The 15888-nt window shown below is 75.0% G+C and carries 13 protein-coding genes and 1 riboswitch; of the genes, 10 read left to right on the forward strand and 3 right to left on the reverse strand.

The annotated features are described in order from the left end of the window. Window positions 1-95 precede the first annotated feature (95 nt). From ACZ518_RS12485 to ACZ518_RS12515, 7 genes are all read left to right on the forward strand, one after another. Complete coding sequence (locus tag ACZ518_RS12485) at window positions 96-1379, forward strand: inorganic phosphate transporter (protein WP_469113016.1); 1284 nt, start codon at window positions 96-98, stop codon at window positions 1377-1379. 28 nt (window positions 1380-1407) lie between these two features. Beyond that, window positions 1408-1629 (forward strand): hypothetical protein, encoded by a 222-nt coding sequence (locus ACZ518_RS12490; RefSeq protein WP_469113017.1) that lies wholly within the window; start codon window positions 1408-1410, stop codon window positions 1627-1629. A gap of 159 nt (window positions 1630-1788) precedes the next feature. After that, window positions 1789-1874: riboswitch (cobalamin riboswitch) on the forward strand. 58 nt (window positions 1875-1932) lie between these two features. Beyond that, on the forward strand, window positions 1933-2907 hold the full coding sequence (locus ACZ518_RS12495; protein ID WP_469113018.1) for a cobalamin biosynthesis protein: 975 nt from the start codon (window positions 1933-1935) through the stop codon (window positions 2905-2907). Next, a complete protein-coding gene (locus tag ACZ518_RS12500; protein ID WP_469113019.1) occupies window positions 2904-4424 on the forward strand; it encodes a cobyric acid synthase in 1521 nt (506 codons plus the stop codon). The genes ACZ518_RS12495 and ACZ518_RS12500 overlap by 4 nt, the downstream gene beginning before the upstream one ends. A 298-nt stretch (window positions 4425-4722) precedes the next feature. Next, entirely contained in the window at window positions 4723-6819 is a 2097-nt protein-coding gene (locus tag ACZ518_RS12505) for a putative cobaltochelatase (RefSeq protein ID WP_469113020.1), read from the forward strand. Next, window positions 6819-7418, forward strand: a complete 600-nt coding sequence (cobO, locus tag ACZ518_RS12510; protein ID WP_079425618.1) for a cob(I)yrinic acid a,c-diamide adenosyltransferase — start codon at window positions 6819-6821, stop codon at window positions 7416-7418. The genes ACZ518_RS12505 and cobO overlap by 1 nt, the downstream gene beginning before the upstream one ends. Before the next feature lie 5 nt (window positions 7419-7423). Continuing rightward, a complete protein-coding gene (locus tag ACZ518_RS12515) occupies window positions 7424-8824 on the forward strand; it encodes a cobyrinate a,c-diamide synthase (RefSeq protein WP_469113021.1) in 1401 nt (466 codons plus the stop codon). A gap of 20 nt (window positions 8825-8844) precedes the next feature. Here ACZ518_RS12515 and ACZ518_RS12520 read toward each other — a convergent pair whose 3' ends face one another. After that, window positions 8845-9603 (reverse strand): ZIP family metal transporter, encoded by a 759-nt coding sequence (locus tag ACZ518_RS12520; protein ID WP_469113022.1) that lies wholly within the window; start codon window positions 9601-9603, stop codon window positions 8845-8847. Between the two features lie 119 nt (window positions 9604-9722). Between ACZ518_RS12520 and cobC the strand changes: the two genes are divergently transcribed. Together cobC and ACZ518_RS12530 are read left to right on the forward strand one after the other, a co-directional pair. Next, on the forward strand, window positions 9723-11132 hold the full coding sequence (gene cobC, locus ACZ518_RS12525) for an Rv2231c family pyridoxal phosphate-dependent protein CobC (protein WP_469113463.1): 1410 nt from the start codon (window positions 9723-9725) through the stop codon (window positions 11130-11132). 140 nt (window positions 11133-11272) lie between these two features. Next, entirely contained in the window at window positions 11273-12457 is a 1185-nt protein-coding gene (locus tag ACZ518_RS12530; protein ID WP_469113023.1) for a CapA family protein, read from the forward strand. Between the two features lie 15 nt (window positions 12458-12472). Here the strand turns inward: ACZ518_RS12530 and ACZ518_RS12535 are convergent, their stop codons facing one another. Together ACZ518_RS12535 and ACZ518_RS12540 are read right to left on the reverse strand one after the other, a co-directional pair. Then, window positions 12473-13396 (reverse strand): SCO1860 family LAETG-anchored protein, encoded by a 924-nt coding sequence (locus ACZ518_RS12535; protein ID WP_469113024.1) that lies wholly within the window; start codon window positions 13394-13396, stop codon window positions 12473-12475. Window positions 13397-13642: 246 nt separating this feature from the next. After that, entirely contained in the window at window positions 13643-14737 is a 1095-nt protein-coding gene (locus tag ACZ518_RS12540; protein WP_469113025.1) for an amidohydrolase family protein, read from the reverse strand. 64 nt (window positions 14738-14801) lie between these two features. Here ACZ518_RS12540 and ACZ518_RS12545 point away from each other — a divergent pair, with 64 nt between their 5' ends. Then, window positions 14802-15872, forward strand: a complete 1071-nt coding sequence (locus tag ACZ518_RS12545; RefSeq protein ID WP_469113026.1) for a pyridoxal-phosphate-dependent aminotransferase family protein — start codon at window positions 14802-14804, stop codon at window positions 15870-15872. Window positions 15873-15888 lie beyond the last annotated feature (16 nt).

A 15888-nucleotide genomic window follows, 5' to 3' on the forward strand; every position in this document is an offset into this window, starting at 1 on the left:
GCAGGGACACCGCACCGCCCGAGTCAGTTCATCTTCCGTTCACCCAGGTTGCCTACGGTCGCCGAGCCACTGACGCCAAACAGAAGCCTGGGTAAATGGAGCACATAACGCTTCTCCTCGGGATCGTGATCATCACCGCTCTCGTGTTCGACTTCACGAACGGTTTCCACGACACAGCCAACGCGATGGCCACCACCATCTCGACCGGCGCCCTCAAGCCCAAGACGGCGGTGGCCATGTCCGCCGTGCTCAACCTCGTCGGCGCGTTCATGTCCGTGGAGGTCGCCAAGACGATCTCCAAGGGCCTGGTCAACGAGGAGGGCATTCAGCCGGAGGTGATCTTCGCCGCCCTGGTCGGCGCGATCCTCTGGAACCTCGTCACCTGGCTGGTCGGCCTCCCCTCCAGCTCCTCCCACGCTCTGATGGGCGGCCTGGTCGGCGCGGCCGTCGCCTCCGCCGGCCTCGGCGCCGTCAACGGCGACACGCTCGTCACCAAGGTGCTGCTCCCCGCCGTCGCCGCGCCGATCGTGGCCGGTGTGGCCGCGATGCTGGCCACGAAGGTCACGTACAAGCTGAACGGCAAGGTCGGCGAGAAGACCTCCGCCAAGGGCTACAAGGCCGGCCAGATCGCCTCGGCCGGTCTGGTCTCCCTCGCGCACGGCACCAACGACGCGCAGAAGACGATGGGCATCATCACCCTGGCCCTGGTCGCCGGCGGCGCGCTCGCGCCCGGCTCCAACCCGCCGGTCTGGGTCATCGTCTCCGCCGGTCTGGCCATCGCCACGGGCACCTACCTGGGCGGCTGGCGCATCATCCGCACCATGGGCTCCGGCCTGACCGACCTGCAGCCGCAGCAGGGCTTCGCCGCCCAGACCTCGGCCGCCAGCGTCATCCTGGCCTCCTCCAACCTCGGCTTCTCCCTCTCCACGACGCACGCCTGCTCCGGCGCCGTCATGGGCGCGGGCCTGGGCCGCAAGGGCGGCGTGGTCCGCTGGTCCACCGCCACCCGCATGTTCGTCGCGTGGGGCCTGACCCTGCCGGCCGCCGCCCTCGTCGCCTCCGGCGCCGAGCTGGTCATGCGCACCGGTGACATCGGCGTCACCGCCGTCGCGGTCTTCCTGGTCGCCTCCTGCGTCGCCATCTGGCTGATCTCCCGCCGCCAGGTCGTCGACCACACCAACGTCAACGAAGCCGGCACCGCCTCCACCGAGGCCGAGGAGCCCGGCGTGGTCACCACCGCCATGGCCGCCGTCGTGGTCCCGCCGCTCGCGGGCACCACCGCCGCGGTCACCGACGAGGACCTCAAGGCCACCATCCCGGCCGCGACGGCCGCGACGGCCTCCCCGACGACCCCCACGGCTCCGGCCGCGGCGGTCTGACCCCGAGAACGACAGAGGAAACGGCAGTATGAAGATCGACTGGGCAGCACTCGGCTCCGTCTTCGGGGTCAGCCTCTCCGCCACCGTCGGCCTCGTGGCCCTCTTCACCCTGGGCCTGGTGGGCCTCTCCAAGCACGAGACCGCCACCGAGCAGGGCGGGGCCGCGACCCTGGCCCGCAGCGGCGCCTACGCCTGCTTCGCGCTCTGTGCGGCGGCCGTGGCCTACGGGATCTACCTGATCGTCAGCTGACACCGCCACCCCGCGTACGAAAGCTCCCTCCGGGATTCCCCGGAGGGAGCTTTCGCGTACCCGCACCCCTTCTCCGCCGTCCGTCCCACCAGGTCAACGGCAAGTTGACGGGCGTTCGCAGGGCGTGGTGGACTGCCCGAGCCAATACGGCGGCATGGAGAGGAAGTCCGGTGCGAATCCGGCGCGGTCCCGCCACTGTCACCGGGGAGCGCACGCGGCGCGTGCGCCCCGGGAGCCAGGAACTCTCGCCGCCGGACACGTCGAACCAGGGCGCGGACCCTGAGTGAGGACATACCTGCCACCATGCGTGCCGACCGCGTCTTCGCGTACGGCGCCACGGCGGGGCTGATCGGCGACCGGATCCTCGGGGATCCTCGCCGGGGGCACCCCGTGGCCGCCTTCGGACGAGCCGCCGCCGCCGTCGAGGGCGCCCTGTGGCGCGACGACCGCGCCCGGGGCCTCCTGCACACCCTCATCTGCGCGGGCGGCGCCGCCGCCGCCGGCGCGCTGGGCGCGCGCGCCGTGCGCTCCCGGCCCGCGGCCGCCCGTATCGCCCTGACCGCCGCGGCCACCTGGGCCGTGGTCGGCGGCACCTCCCTCGGGCGGGAGGCCCGCGCCATCGGCGGGGCGCTCGCCGCCGGGGACGCCGAGGTGGCCCGGGAGCGGCTCCCGCACCTGTGCGGACGCGACCCCCAGGCGCTCGACGAGCAGCAGATGGCCCGGGCCGTCGTGGAGTCCGTCGCCGAGAACACCTCCGACGCGGTGGTCGGGGCCCTGGTGTGGGGCGCCGTCGCCGGGGTCCCCGGGCTGCTGGCCTTCCGCGCCGTGAACACCCTGGACGCGATGGTCGGCCACAAGTCGCCCCGCTACCTGCGCTACGGCTGGGCCTCCGCCCGACTCGACGACCTGGCCGGCTGGCCCGGAGCCCGGCTCACGGCCCTCGCCGCCGTGGCCGCCGGCCCCGACCGGCGGGGAGCCGTACGGGCCTGGCGCGCCGACGCCGCCGCCCACCCCAGCCCCAACGCCGGCCCGGTGGAGGCCTCCTTCGCCGGTGCCCTCGGCGTCCGGCTGGGCGGAACCCTGTCCTACGGCGGCCGGATCGAGCACCGGGCGGTGCTGAACGGGGAGCGGGGGCGGCCGGTGGAGGTCGCGGACATCGAGCGGGCGGTACGGCTGTCACGGCGGGTGACCTGGCTGGCGCTCGGGGCCTGCGTGGCGGTCCGCTGCGCCGTGGCGAAGACGGCGAAGACGGCGAAGACGAAGAGGGGACGGGCATGAGCGGTACGGGGCGCGGCGGCGGACTGCTGGTCGCGGGCACGACGTCCGACGCGGGCAAGAGCGTGGTCACGGCGGGCATCTGCCGCTGGCTGGCCCGGCAGGGCGTGAAGGTGGCCCCGTTCAAGGCGCAGAACATGTCGCTGAACTCGTTCGTGACCCGCGAGGGCGCCGAGATCGGCCGCGCCCAGGCCATGCAGGCGCAGGCCGCCCGGGTGGAGCCGACCGCGCTGATGAACCCGGTCCTGCTCAAGCCCGGCAGCGACCGCAGCAGCCAGGTGGTGCTGCTGGGCAAGCCGGTCGGCGAGATGAGCGCCCGCGGCTACCACGGCGGCCGGCAGGAGCAGCTCCTCGGCATCGTCACGGACTGCCTGGAGCAGCTGCGGGGCACGTATGACGCCGTGATCTGCGAAGGGGCGGGCAGTCCGGCCGAGATCAACCTGCGCCGGACCGACATCGTGAACATGGGCATCGCGCGGGCCGCGCGGTTCCCGGTGGTCGTGGTCGGCGACATCGACCGGGGCGGGGTCTTCGCCTCCTTCTTCGGGACGACGGCACTGCTGTCCCCCGAGGACCAGTCGCTGATCGCCGGGTACATGGTCAACAAGTTCCGCGGCGACGTGTCCCTGCTGGAGCCCGGCATGGAGATGCTGCGCGGCCTGACGGGGCGTGCGACGTACGGGGTGCTGCCCTTCCAGCACGGGCTGGGCATCGACGAGGAGGACGGCCTGCGGGTCTCGTTGCGGGGCGCGGTACGCGAGTCCGTGGTCGCCCCGCCGGTCGGCGAGGACGTGCTGCGGGTCGCGGTGTGCGCGGTGCCGCTGATGTCGAACTTCACCGACGTGGACGCGCTGGCGGCCGAGCCGGGCGTGGTCGTGCGGTTCGTGGACCGCGCCGAGGAGCTGGCCGACGCCGACCTGGCCGTCGTACCGGGCACGCGCGGAACGGTGAAGGCGCTGGAGTGGCTGCGGGAGCGGGGCCTCGCCGACGCCTTGGCCCGGCGGGCCGCCGAGGGGCGGCCGGTGCTGGGCATCTGCGGCGGCTTCCAGGCGCTGGGCGAGCACATCGAGGACGAGGTCGAGTCGAAGGCCGGCTCGGTGGCGGGGCTCGGGCTGCTGCCGGTGCGGGTGCGGTTCGCCGCCGAGAAGACCCTGGCCCGGCCGGAGGGCACCGCGCTGGGCGAGGAGGTCTCGGGCTACGAGATCCACCACGGGGTGGCCGAGGTGCTGGGCGGCGAGCCGTTCCTGGACGGCTGCCGGGTCGGATCGGTGTGGGGCACCCACTGGCACGGCTCGCTGGAGTCGGACGGCTTCCGCCGGGCGTTCCTCCGGGAAGTCGCCGCGGCTGCCGGGCGGCGCTTCGTGCCGGCCCCGGACACGTCGTTCGCGGCGCTGCGGGAGGAGCAGCTGGACCTGCTGGGGGACCTGATCGAGGAGCACGCCGACACGGACGCGCTGCTCCGGCTGATCGAGTCCGGCGCCCCGGCGGGCCTCCCGTTCCTCCCCCCGGGCGCCCCGTGAGGGCGGCGGCCCTGCGGGGCCGTTCCCCTGCCCGCCCTTCGCCCGTTCCCGGGGGCTCCGCCCCTGACCCATTTGAGGCGCTGGGGTCTGGGGGCGGAGCCCCTGGGATGCGGGGTCCGGGGCAGCGCCCCGGGGAACGGGCGAAGGGCGGGGCGGGGAGCCGCCCGCGCAGCGGTACCCGCGCGGCCCTCCGCCCAGCACCCCCGACGGACCCCCGCACCCGCACCCGCACCCGCACCCACACCCACACCCACGACAGCCCGCGCAAGCGCACCCGTACAGGAGGAGTGAGCAACCCATGAGCACGCCCTACCCGTTCACCGCAGTGGTCGGCCAGACCGACCTGCGGCTGGCGCTCCTGCTCAACGCCGTGAGCCCGGCGGTCGGCGGCGTGCTCGTGCGCGGCGAGAAGGGGACCGCCAAGTCCACCGCCGTGCGCGCGCTGTCGGCGCTGCTGCCGCAGGTGGACGTCGTACCCGGCTGCCGGTTCTCGTGTGCGCCGGCCGCGCCCGACCCGGCCTGCCCGGACGGCCCGCACGAGCCCGGCCCCGGCGCCGACCGCCCCGCGCGCATGGTCGAGCTGCCCGTCGGCGCCTCCGAGGACCGCCTCGTCGGCGCCCTCGACATCGAACGCGCCCTCGCCGAGGGCGTGAAGGCCTTCGAGCCCGGCCTCCTCGCCGACGCGCACCGCGGGATCCTGTACGTCGACGAGGTCAACCTGCTCCACGACCACCTCATCGACCTCCTCCTCGACGCCGCCGCGATGGGCGCCTCCTACGTGGAGCGCGAGGGCGTCTCCGTGCGGCACGCGGCCCGGTTCCTGCTCGTCGGCACCATGAACCCCGAGGAGGGCGAGCTGCGCCCGCAGCTGCTGGACCGGTTCGGGCTGACCGTCGAGGTCGCGGCATCCCGGGAGCCCGCCCAGCGCGTCGAGGTGGTGCGCCGCCGGCTCGCGTACGAGGACGATCCGGCGGGCTTCGCCACCCGCTGGGCCGGGGACGAGAACGAGGTGCGGGCACGGGTCGTGGCCGCCCGGGCGCTGCTCCCGCAGGTCCGGCTCGGGGACAACGCGCTGCTGCAGATCGCCGCCACCTGCGCCGGGTTCGAGGTCGACGGCATGCGCGCCGACATCGTGATGGCCCGTACCGCGACCGCCCTGGCCGCCTGGGCCGGGCGGACCTCGGTGCTCAAGGAGGACGTCCGGCAGGCCGCCCTGCTGGCCCTCCCCCACCGGCGCCGGCGCAACCCGTTCGACGCGCCCGGCCTGGACGAGGACAAGCTCGACGAGATCCTGAACGGCTTCCCCGACGAGGAGCCGGAGCCCGAGCCCGACCCGGAGCCCGAGGGCCCGGACGACGGTGACGGCGACGGCGGCGGCCCCGACGGGGGCGGTGGCGGGGTGCCCCCGCAGGGCGGCGGGCCCGAGACCGGGCACGCGCCCGACACCCCTCAGGAGACTCCGCAGGAGGCCCCGCAGGAGGCCTCCGAGCCGCAGCCCTCCGCCCCGCAGGGCGGGGCCGGCGGGGCGGAGCAGGCCGCCGTGGGGGCCGCCGAGCCGTTCCGCACCAAGATGCTCAGCGTGCCCGGCCTCGGCGAGGGCGCGGCCGGGCGGCGTTCGCGCGCCCGTACCGCGCACGGCCGCACCACCGGCGCCCAGCGCCCCCGGGGGCAGCTGACGAAGCTGCACCTGGCGGCCACCGTGCACGCCGCCGCCCCGCACCAGAAGGCACGCGGGCGCGCCGGGCGCGGCCTCCTCGTGCGCCGGGACGACCTGCGCCAGGCCACCCGGGAGGGCCGCGAGGGCAACCTCGTGCTGTTCTGCGTCGACGCCTCGGGCTCGATGGCCGCCCGGCAGCGGATGAGCGCCGTCAAGGGCGCGGTGCTGTCGCTGCTGCTGGACGCCTACCAGCGCCGGGACAAGGTCGGCCTGATCACCTTCCGCGGGGCCGGCGCCGAGCTGGCGCTGCCGCCCACCTCCTCGGTGGACGCGGCCGCCGCCCGGCTGGAGAAGCTGCCGACCGGCGGCCGCACCCCCCTCGGCCCGGGCCTGCTCAAGGCCCACGAGGTGCTGCGGATCGAGCGGCTGCGGGATCCTTCGCGCCGCCCGCTGCTGGTGGTCGTCACCGACGGCCGGGCCACCTCGGCCGGGGCCGTCGGCGGTGACCCGCGCGAGCTGTCGGGGCGCAGCGCCCGGCTGCTGGCCGCCGAGGGGATCGCCTCGGTGGTGGTGGACTGCGAGTCCGGGCCGGTCCGGCTGGGGCTGGCGGGGGCGCTGGCCGCCGACCTGGGCGCGCCCGCCGTGACCCTGGACGGGCTGCGGGCCGACTCGCTGGCCGGGCTCGTGAAGAACGTACGTACCGCAGTGACCCACGAAACCCCCAGGAGGGCCGCGTAATGCCGCAGGGACAGCCGACCGTCGTTCCGGACGACGGGCTCACGACGCGTCAGCGCCGCAACCGTCCGCTCGTCTTCGTGCACACCGGGCCGGGCAAGGGCAAGTCGACGGCCGCGTTCGGCCTGGCGCTGCGCGCCTGGAACCAGGGCTGGCCGATCGGGGTGTTCCAGTTCGTCAAGTCGGCGAAGTGGAAGGTCGGCGAGGAGAACGCGCTGAAGGTTCTGGGCGCCTCCGGTGAGGGCGGGTCCGTCGTCTGGCACAAGATGGGCGAGGGCTGGTCCTGGGTCCAGCGGGACGCGCAGCTCGACAACGAGCAGGCCGCCAAGGAGGGCTGGGAGCAGGTCAAGCGCGACCTGGCCGCCGAGACGCACAAGCTCTACGTGCTCGACGAGTTCGCGTACCCGATGCACTGGGGCTGGATCGACGTGGACGAGGTGATCGAGGTGCTGCGGAACCGCCCCGGCACCCAGCACGTGGTCATCACCGGCCGCAACGCCCCGGAGAAGCTGCTGGAGTTCGCGGACCTGGTCACCGAGATGACCAAGGTCAAGCACCCCATGGACGCCGGCCAGAAGGGCCAGAAGGGCATCGAGTGGTGACGTCCGTGAACGTGCCCCGGCTGGTCATCGCCGCGCCGTCCTCCGGCAGCGGCAAGACCACCGTGGCGACGGGCCTGATGGCGGCCTTCGCGGAGCGCGGCCTCGCCGTGTCCCCGCACAAGGCCGGGCCCGACTACATCGACCCCGGCTACCACGCGCTGGCCACGGGCCGGCCGGGCCGCAACCTGGACGCCTTCATGTGCGGGCCGGAGCTGGTCGGCCCGCTGTTCGCGCACGGCTCCGCCGGGTGCGACCTCGCCGTGGTCGAGGGCGTGATGGGGCTGTACGACGGCGCCGCGGGGCGGGGTGAGCTGGCCTCGACGGCGCAGGTGGCGAAGCTGCTGCGGGCGCCGGTGGTGCTGGTGGTGGACGCCTCCTCGCAGTCGCGGTCGGTGGCGGCGCTGGTGCACGGCTTCGCCTCGTTCGACCCGCAGGTGCGGCTCGGCGGGGTGATCCTGAACAAGGTGGGCTCCGACCGGCACGAGGTGATGCTCCGGGAGGCGCTGGAGGAGGCCGGGATGCCGGTCCTCGGTGTCATGCGGCGGGCCCCTCAGGTGGCGACGCCGTCCCGGCACCTGGGCCTGGTCCCGGTGGCCGAGCGGCGGGCCGACGCGGTCGCGGCGGTGGCGGCGCTGGCCGGGCAGGTGCGGGCGGGCTGTGATCTGGACGCGCTGATGGCGCTGGCCCGGACGGCGCCGCCGCTGGACTGCGCGGCGTGGTCGCCGGAGGAAGCCGTCTCCGCCGTCTCTGCCGTCTCCGCCGTCCCGGGTGCCTCGGGTGCCTCGGGTGCCTCGGGGCGGCGTCCCGTCGTCGCCGTCGCCGGCGGGGCGGCGTTCACGTTCTCGTACGCCGAGCACGCGGAGCTGCTGACGGCTTCCGGCGCCGAGGTGGTCGCCTTCGACCCGCTGCGGGACGAGGCGCTCCCCGAGGGCACCGCCGGGCTGGTGATAGGCGGCGGGTTCCCCGAGGTGTACGCCCCGGAGCTGTCGGCGAACGAGCCGCTGCGCAAGGCCGTCGCGGACTTCGCGGCGGCCGGCGGGCCGGTGGCGGCCGAGTGCGCCGGGCTGCTGTACCTGGCGCGTTCCCTCGACGGGAAGCCGATGTGCGGGGTGCTCGACGCCGACGCCCGGATGTCGGAGCGGCTGACCCTCGGCTACCGCGAGGCGGTCGCGGTGTCGGACAGCTCGCTCGCCGCCGCGGGGACGCGGCTGCGGGGGCACGAGTTCCACCGCACGGTGGTCGAGCCGGGTGCCGGAGCGTCGCCGGCGTGGGGGTTCACGCATCCCGAACGCCGCGTCGAGGGCTTCGTACGGCAGGGCGTGCACGCCAGCTACCTGCACACCCACTGGGCGGCGCAGCCCTCGGTCGCCCGGCGCTTCGCGGAAGCCGCGGCAGCGCACCGGTGACGAGCCTCCCCGGCCGGGGGTCAGTCCGCGAGGCCGACCACGAGCCAGATGCCGGCCACCCCGCCGACCGTGCACATCAGCGTGGACAGGGCGGGGTGCTCGTGGTGCGCCTCGGGGAGGATCTCGGCGGCGGCCAGGTACAGCAGGGCACCGCCGAAGAATCCGAGGTACGCCCCGAGGGGTTCCTCCGGAAGGGTGAACAGCAGGGTGGACGCTGCGCCGACGACCGGGGCCACGGCGTCCGCGGAGAGCATCAGCAGGGCCTTGCGGCGGGCGTTCCCGTAGAGGCGGGTGAGCGTGTACGTGTTGAACCCGTCGGCGAAGTCGTGGGTGACGACGGCCAGGGCCACGGCCACGCCCATGCCGCCGCCGACCTGGAAGGCGGCGCCGAGGGCCACTCCGTCGGCGACGCTGTGGCCGACCATCGCGGCGGCCGCGGTGAGGCCGACCTGCGGGACGCGGCCGCCGCCGTGGCCGTCGTGCCCGCCGTGGGCGCCGTTGTTCGCGGCGCCGTGCGCGGCCTGGCGTACGGCGAGCAGGCGCTCCACCACGTGGGCGACCAGGAAGCCGGCCACGAAGAGCAGCAGGGCCAGCGGGACGCCGAACACCTCCTGGCCGGCGGCGTGCATGGCCTCCGGGAGCAGGTCGAGGCCGACCACGCCGAGCATCAGCCCGCCGGCCAGGCCGAGCACCAGGTGGCGGCGGTCGGTGACGCGTTGCGCCGTCCAGCCGCCCGCCAGCGTCATGAGGAACGCGCCCAAAGCAACGATCACCGCCATGTGCCCCTGGATACCGACTGGCGGCCGGGTGCGCACTTCCGCGCGCGGGTGGCGGGCGGCAGCGTGTTGACGACGACAGACGGACGACGGACGGAGGAGGGATCCCGGTGGGCGAATACGTGACGCGGCTGGTGGTCGGGGTCGGCGGACGCGCGGGGGTCTCCGTGGAGGAGGTCTGCGCGCTGGTCGAGGAGACGCTGCGGGGGGCCGGACTGGCCACGGAGGCGGTGACCGCGCTGGCCACGGTGGAGTCGAAGACCGGGGAGCCGGGCATCGCGGGGGCGGCGGAACGTTTCGGCGTGCCGTTGGTCGGCTATCCGGCGGAGCGGCTCGCGCTGATCCCGGTGCCGCACCCCTCGGCGTCGGTGCGGAACGCCTCCGGCACCGCTTCGGTGGCGGAGGCGGCGGCCCTGGCGGGCGGCGGGGAACTCCTCGTGCCGAAGCGGCGGTCGGTGGCGGCGACGTGCGCGGTGGCCACCGCCGAGGAGCACGACCTGCGCCACCACGGGGACGCGGAGGTGGCGGACGCGGGCGGCGCGCTGGTCGACCTCGCGGTGAACGTACGCTCCGACACGCCGCCGCGGTGGCTGAAGGAGCGGATCGCGGCCTGCCTGGGCGACCTGGCGGCCTACCCCGACGGACGGGCGGCGCGCGCGGCGGTGGCGGCCCGGCACGGGCTGCCGGTCGAGCGGGTGCTGCTGACGGCGGGGGCGGCGGAGGCGTTCGTACTGATCGCGCGGGCGCTGGGGGCCGTCCGGCCGGTCGTGGTGCACCCGCAGTTCACCGAGCCGGAGGCGGCCCTGCGGGACGCCGGGCACCGGGTGGAGCGGGTGGTGCTGCGGCCCGAGGACGGCTTCCGGCTGGACCCGGCGGCGGTGCCGGAGGAAGCCGACCTGGTGGTGGTCGGCAACCCCACCAACCCGACGTCGGTCCTGCACCCGGCGGGTGTCCTGGCGGCGCTGGCCCGGCCGGGGCGGACCCTGGTGGTGGACGAGGCCTTCATGGACGCCGTCCCGGGTGAACGGGAGGCGCTGGCCGGGCGGATGGACCTGCCGGGCCTGGTGGTGCTGCGCAGCCTGACGAAGACGTGGGGGCTGGCGGGGCTGCGGATCGGGTACGTGCTGGCCGAGCCGGAGGTCATCGCGAAGCTGGCCGCCGCGCAGCCGCTGTGGCCGGTGTCGACGCCGGCGCTGGTGGCGGCGGAGGCCTGCGTGTCGCCCGCGGCGCTGGCGGAGGCGGAGGCCGCGGCGCGGCGGATCGCGGTGGACCGGGAGCACCTGCTGGCGGGACTGACGGAGTTCGAGGAGGTCACGGTGTCGGGGGTGGCCGAGGGGCCGTTCGTCCTGGTCCGCGTCCCGGGCGCGGCGGAGGTACGCACCCGCCTGCGCGCGCTGGGCTTCGCGGTGCGCCGGGGGGACACCTTCCCGGGCCTGGACGCCGACTGGCTCCGCCTGGCGGTCCGCGACCGCGCGACGACCGGCCGCCTGCTCCAGGCCCTGGACCACGCCCTCGCGCTGGCCGCACGGTAGGGGCGGGGCGGTCGGGGGCGTCCTGACGGAAACCCCCGGACCAGCCCTGGGACCGCCCCGCCGCTGCTCCGGGCGCGGGCGGCGGGCGGCCGGCGGCGCGCCTACCATGGCGGCAGCAAACGACGGACGGGGGGCGGCACATGAGGACGGCGGCGCGAATAGGGATCGGGGTGGGGGTGCTCGCCCTGGTCGGCGGGGGCGTCTACGCCGTACCCCGGTTCATGGACCGTGGCGCGGACGCCACCGAGCAGCGGCTGCAGGGGAAGCCCGGGACGGCGAAGGGTCCGGCCGGGACGCCGTTCACGCTGGTGGCGACGGGCGACATCATCCCGTACCCCTCGATCATCCAGCGCGCGGCGGACGACGCCGGCGACAAGGCCGGCGAGTACGACTTCCGTAAGATACTCGCGGGCGTCAAGCCCATCGTGTCCGCCGCCGATCTGGCGATATGCCACCACGAGATACCGTACGGCCGGCCCGGCGGCCCCTACACCGGCTATCCCGCCTTCAAGGCCCCGCACCAGCTGGCCGACGCCCTCAAGGACGCCGGGTACGACAGCTGCTCCACCGCTTCGAACCACACCCTCGACGACGGCTACGACGGCCTCACCCGCACCCTCGACCACCTCGACCGGGTCGGCCTCAAGCACGTCGGTTCGGCGCGCAGCGCCGAGGAGGCCAAGGCGCCGGCCGTGCTCTCGGCCGGCGGCGCGAAGGTCGCCCAGCTGGACTACACGTACGGGACGAACGGCATACCGGTCCCGGCGGGCAAGCCCTGGGCCGTCAACCTGATCGACCAGTCCCGGATCATCGCCGACGCCCGCGCGGCCCGGGCGGCCGGCGCGAACGTCGTGCTCCTCAGCGTCCACTGGGGCACCGAGTGGCAGACGGCGCCCGACCAGCAGCAGAAGGACCTGGCGCAGGCGCTGACCGCCTCGCGCGGGGCGGACGGCCTGCCCGACATCGATCTGATCCTCGGGACGCACAACCACGTGCCGCAGCCCTACGAGAAGATCAACGGCACCTGGGTGGTGTTCGGGATGGGCGATCAGGTCGCGAGCTTCTACGAGCCGGAGAAGGCCCGGGGCAACATGTCCTCGATCCCCCGGTTCACCTTCGCCCCGTCGGCCGGGAACAGGGGCCGCTGGGAGGTGGTGAAGGCCGAGTACCTGACGCAGTTCTCGGACATGAAGCCGCCGTTCCGGGTCGTCTGCGCCTCCTGCGCTCCGGACCGTGCCGACTACGCCAAGGCCGACGAGGAGGTCACGGCGGCCGTCACCTCGCGCGGGGCCGTCGGACAGGGGCTGGAGCGCGCCACCCGCTGAGGGGGGGGCCGGCGGCTACTGGGTCCTGCCGCGCCGGGTCACGACGAGGGCGCCCGCGCCGATGCCGAGCAGGAGGAGGGCGCCGCCCGCGACGTACGGGGTGACCGAACCGGCGCCGGTCTCGGCGAGGTTGGCCTGCGTCGTGGTCCGGGCCGCGGTCTGCGGCTTGACGTCGGGCTTGGCGTCGGACTTGGCCTCCGGCTTGGCGGCGGGGCTCGGCTCGGTTCCCCCGGGGGCTTCGCAGTGGGCTTCGGCCAGTACGACCTCGCCGTCGACCTGGGCCACGTTCAGGTCCAGCGGGTTGACGGACACCTTCAGGCGCAGCGCGGCCGCCGCGGCGGTGGTGGAGGTGGTCTGCGTACCGGAGAGCTCCAGGGAGACGGATCCGACGCCGGGGACGTCGACCTTGGTGGCGGGGCCGCCGGCGGTGAGGGTGACCTTCTTGCCGAGGGCGGTGACCGTGCCGAGGACGTTCGAGGTGGCGACGGGCTTCCTGCCCGCTTCGCAGACGGCCTTGGAGGTGACCTTCTCGACCTCGATGAGGGAGAGCCGGGGCAGGCCGGGGACGTGGACCCTGGCGTGGGCGAGGTTCGATTCGGCCTGTGCGGTGTTCTTGTCGGCGGTCGCCTTGGCGGTGGCGACGTCCGCCTTCAGGACGCTGACGGGCCGTCCCTGTTCGGCACCGTCGAGGGTGACGGTGAGGGCCGTCTTCTCGGCGGTGGCGGGGGCGGTGACCTCGTTGAGGGTGGTCTTCAGCGGGACGTGCACGGCCTTGTTGAGCAGGCCCACGTCGAGTCCGGCCCGCAGGACGACGGCTCCGGACGTTCCCTCGCTCCCGGCGCCGCCGCCCGTGGCGAGGGCGGGCGGCGCGGTGAGCAGGGCTACCGCCCCCGTGGCGAGCAGAACGGCCGCGGGCATGCGGAAGGTGTTGCTGTTCAAGATGGTGGAACCCCCGGGGAGTTGGGTGCCGCCGGGGGCCAATGGGGGACATCGCGCGCGCCGACGGCTTCGACGTTCGAATCCTTGCGCACGGGGAGTGAACGGTCAGCGACCCGACGTGAGTTCACCCCAAAGGGTGGATTCCACGCATGTATTCGATTTGTGACGCACCACCCGTCTCAGAAGTCCCGTCCGTCGCAGCCGCTAGTGCTGTGGCCGACCCGGTGGACCTTTCCGGGCACGGCCCTAGGCCCGGACCACGCCGTTCACGATGACCCGGTCCGGCTGTGCCAGGGCGCGTACGTCGGCCCGCGGGTCGGCGGCGTAGACGACGAGGTCGGCCGGGGCACCCTCGGTGAGGCCGGGGCGGCCGAGCCATGCGCGGGCCGCCCAGGCCGTCGCCGAGAGGGCGTCCAGCGGCGGGATGCCGGCCTTCACGAGCTCCGCGACCTCGGCGGCGACCAGGCCGTGCGGCAGGGAGCCGCCCGCGTCCGTGCCCACGTACACCTGGATGCCCGCGTCCCAGGCCGCCCGGACGGTGTCGTAGCGCCGCTCGTGGAGCCGCCGCATGTGCGCCGACCAGCGGGGGAACTTCGCCTCGCCGCCCGCCGCCAGTTTCGGGAACGTGGCGATGTTCACGAGGGTCGGCACGATCGCGACGCCGCGCTCCGCGAACAGCGGGATGGTCTCCTCGGTCAGGCCGGTGGCGTGCTCGATGCAGTCGATGCCCGCCTCCACGAGGTCCCGCAGCGAGTCCTCCGCGAAGCAGTGCGCGGTGACCCGGGCGCCCAGGCGGTGCGCCTCGGCGATGGCGGCCTCGACCTCGGCGCGCGGCCAGCAGGCCGTCAGGTCGCCGGCGTCGCGTTCGATCCAGTCGCCGACGAGCTTGACCCAGCCGTCGCCGCGCCGGGCCTCCCGGGCGACGTACTCGACGAGCTGCGGCGGCTCGATCTCGTGGGCGTAGTTGCGGATGTAGCGGCGGGTGCGGGCGATGTGCCGGCCCGCCCGGATGATCTTCGGAAGGTCGTCCCGGTCGTCGATCCAGCGGGTGTCGGAGGGGGATCCGGCGTCGCGGACGAGGAGGGTGCCGGCGTCCCGGTCGGTGAGGGCCTGCGCCTCGGCCGTCGGGGCGTCGACCGGGCCGTGGGCGTCGAGGCCGACGTGGCAGTGCGCGTCGACCAGGCCGGGCAGAACCCATCCGGTGACCGTGGTGACCTCGCGGGCGGCGGTCGGCCGCTCGTAGGAGATCCGTCCGCCGACGACCCACAGTTCGTCGCGCACCTCGTGGGGCCCGACGAGTACGCGCCCCTTCACATGGAGCACACCGTTGTGATCACTCATGTCCGCACTGTACGTGCGCGCTGGGTAGGCTCGGCCGGGAACCCCGGACGAAGAGAGCACCGACGTGACCCACCCCCTGCTGGACCTCCCGCCGCTGACCGCCGAGCGTTTCGCGTCGATCGAGCGGGGGGTGGCGCGGCTGCTGGACACCCGGCACGACGTGGTGGTCACCCAGGGCGAGGCGCTGCTGCCGCTGGAGGGGTGCATCCGCGCGGGGGCGCGGCCGGGTTCGACGGCGCTGAACGTCGTCACTGGGCCGTACGGGACCACCTTCGGCAACTGGCTGCGGGACGCCGGGTCGAACGTGGTGGACCTGGCGGTGCCCTTCGACACGGCCGTCGGCGGCGAGCAGGTGGCCCGTGCGCTGGCGGAGCACCCGGAGATCGACTTCGTGTCGCTGGTGCACGCCGAGGCGGCCACCGGCAACACCAATCCGGTCGCGGAGATCGGCGAGGCGGTACGGGCCCACGGGGCGCTGTTCATGCTGGACGCGGTGGCCTCGGTGGGTGCCGAGCCGCTGCTGCCGGACGCGTGGGGCGTGGACCTGTGCGTGATCGGCGCGCAGAAGGCGATGGGCGGCCCGGCGGGGGTTTCCGCGGTGTCGGTGAGCGACCGGGCCTGGGAGCGGTTCGCGGCCAACCCGGCGGCGCCGCGCCGCTCGTACCTCTCGCTGCTGGACTGGAAGGAGCGCTGGATCGACGGGGGCCGCAAGACGCTGCTCCACGCGCCCGCGCAGCTGGAGATGCTGGCGCTGGAGGCCTGCCTGGACCGGATCGCGGAGGAGGGCCTGGAGGGCGTGCTCGGCCGGCACGCGGCGGCCGCCCGGGCCACCCGGGCGGGCGCGGCCGCGCTCGGGGTCGCCCCCTGGGTCGGCGACCCCGCGCAGGCCGCGCCGGTGGCGAGCACGCTGCGGGTCACGGACGCCTCGCTGGTGGTGGCGAAGGCCCTTGCGGCGGATCCGGCGGCCCCGCTCGCGGCGGGCGGCGGGTCGCTGGCCGGGGAGATGGTCCGCGTCAACCACTACGGCCCGGATGCGTCGCCGGAGGCGGTCGGCGCCGCGCTGGGGGCGCTGGCCCTCGCCCTCGACGCCGATCCGGCGCCGGCCCTGGCCGCGGCTTCGGCGGCCTGGGCGTAGCTCCCGGGCCCGCCGG

The sequence above is a fragment of the Streptomyces sp. NPDC033966 genome (assembly GCF_055575955.1).

Coding starts and splice junctions, on each gene's coding strand:
- ACZ518_RS12485 (WP_469113016.1), top strand. CDS start 96: ATGGAGCACATAACGCTTCTCCTCGGGATCGTGATCATCACCGCTCTC.
- ACZ518_RS12490 (WP_469113017.1), top strand. CDS start 1,408: ATGAAGATCGACTGGGCAGCACTCGGCTCCGTCTTCGGGGTCAGCCTC.
- ACZ518_RS12530 (WP_469113023.1), top strand. CDS start 11,273: ATGAGGACGGCGGCGCGAATAGGGATCGGGGTGGGGGTGCTCGCCCTG.
- ACZ518_RS12520 (WP_469113022.1), bottom strand. CDS start 9,603: ATGGCGGTGATCGTTGCTTTGGGCGCGTTCCTCATGACGCTGGCGGGC.
- ACZ518_RS12495 (WP_469113018.1), top strand. CDS start 1,933: ATGCGTGCCGACCGCGTCTTCGCGTACGGCGCCACGGCGGGGCTGATC.
- ACZ518_RS12500 (WP_469113019.1), top strand. CDS start 2,904: ATGAGCGGTACGGGGCGCGGCGGCGGACTGCTGGTCGCGGGCACGACG.
- cobO (WP_079425618.1), top strand. CDS start 6,819: ATGCCGCAGGGACAGCCGACCGTCGTTCCGGACGACGGGCTCACGACG.
- ACZ518_RS12540 (WP_469113025.1), bottom strand. CDS start 14,737: ATGAGTGATCACAACGGTGTGCTCCATGTGAAGGGGCGCGTACTCGTC.
- ACZ518_RS12505 (WP_469113020.1), top strand. CDS start 4,723: ATGAGCACGCCCTACCCGTTCACCGCAGTGGTCGGCCAGACCGACCTG.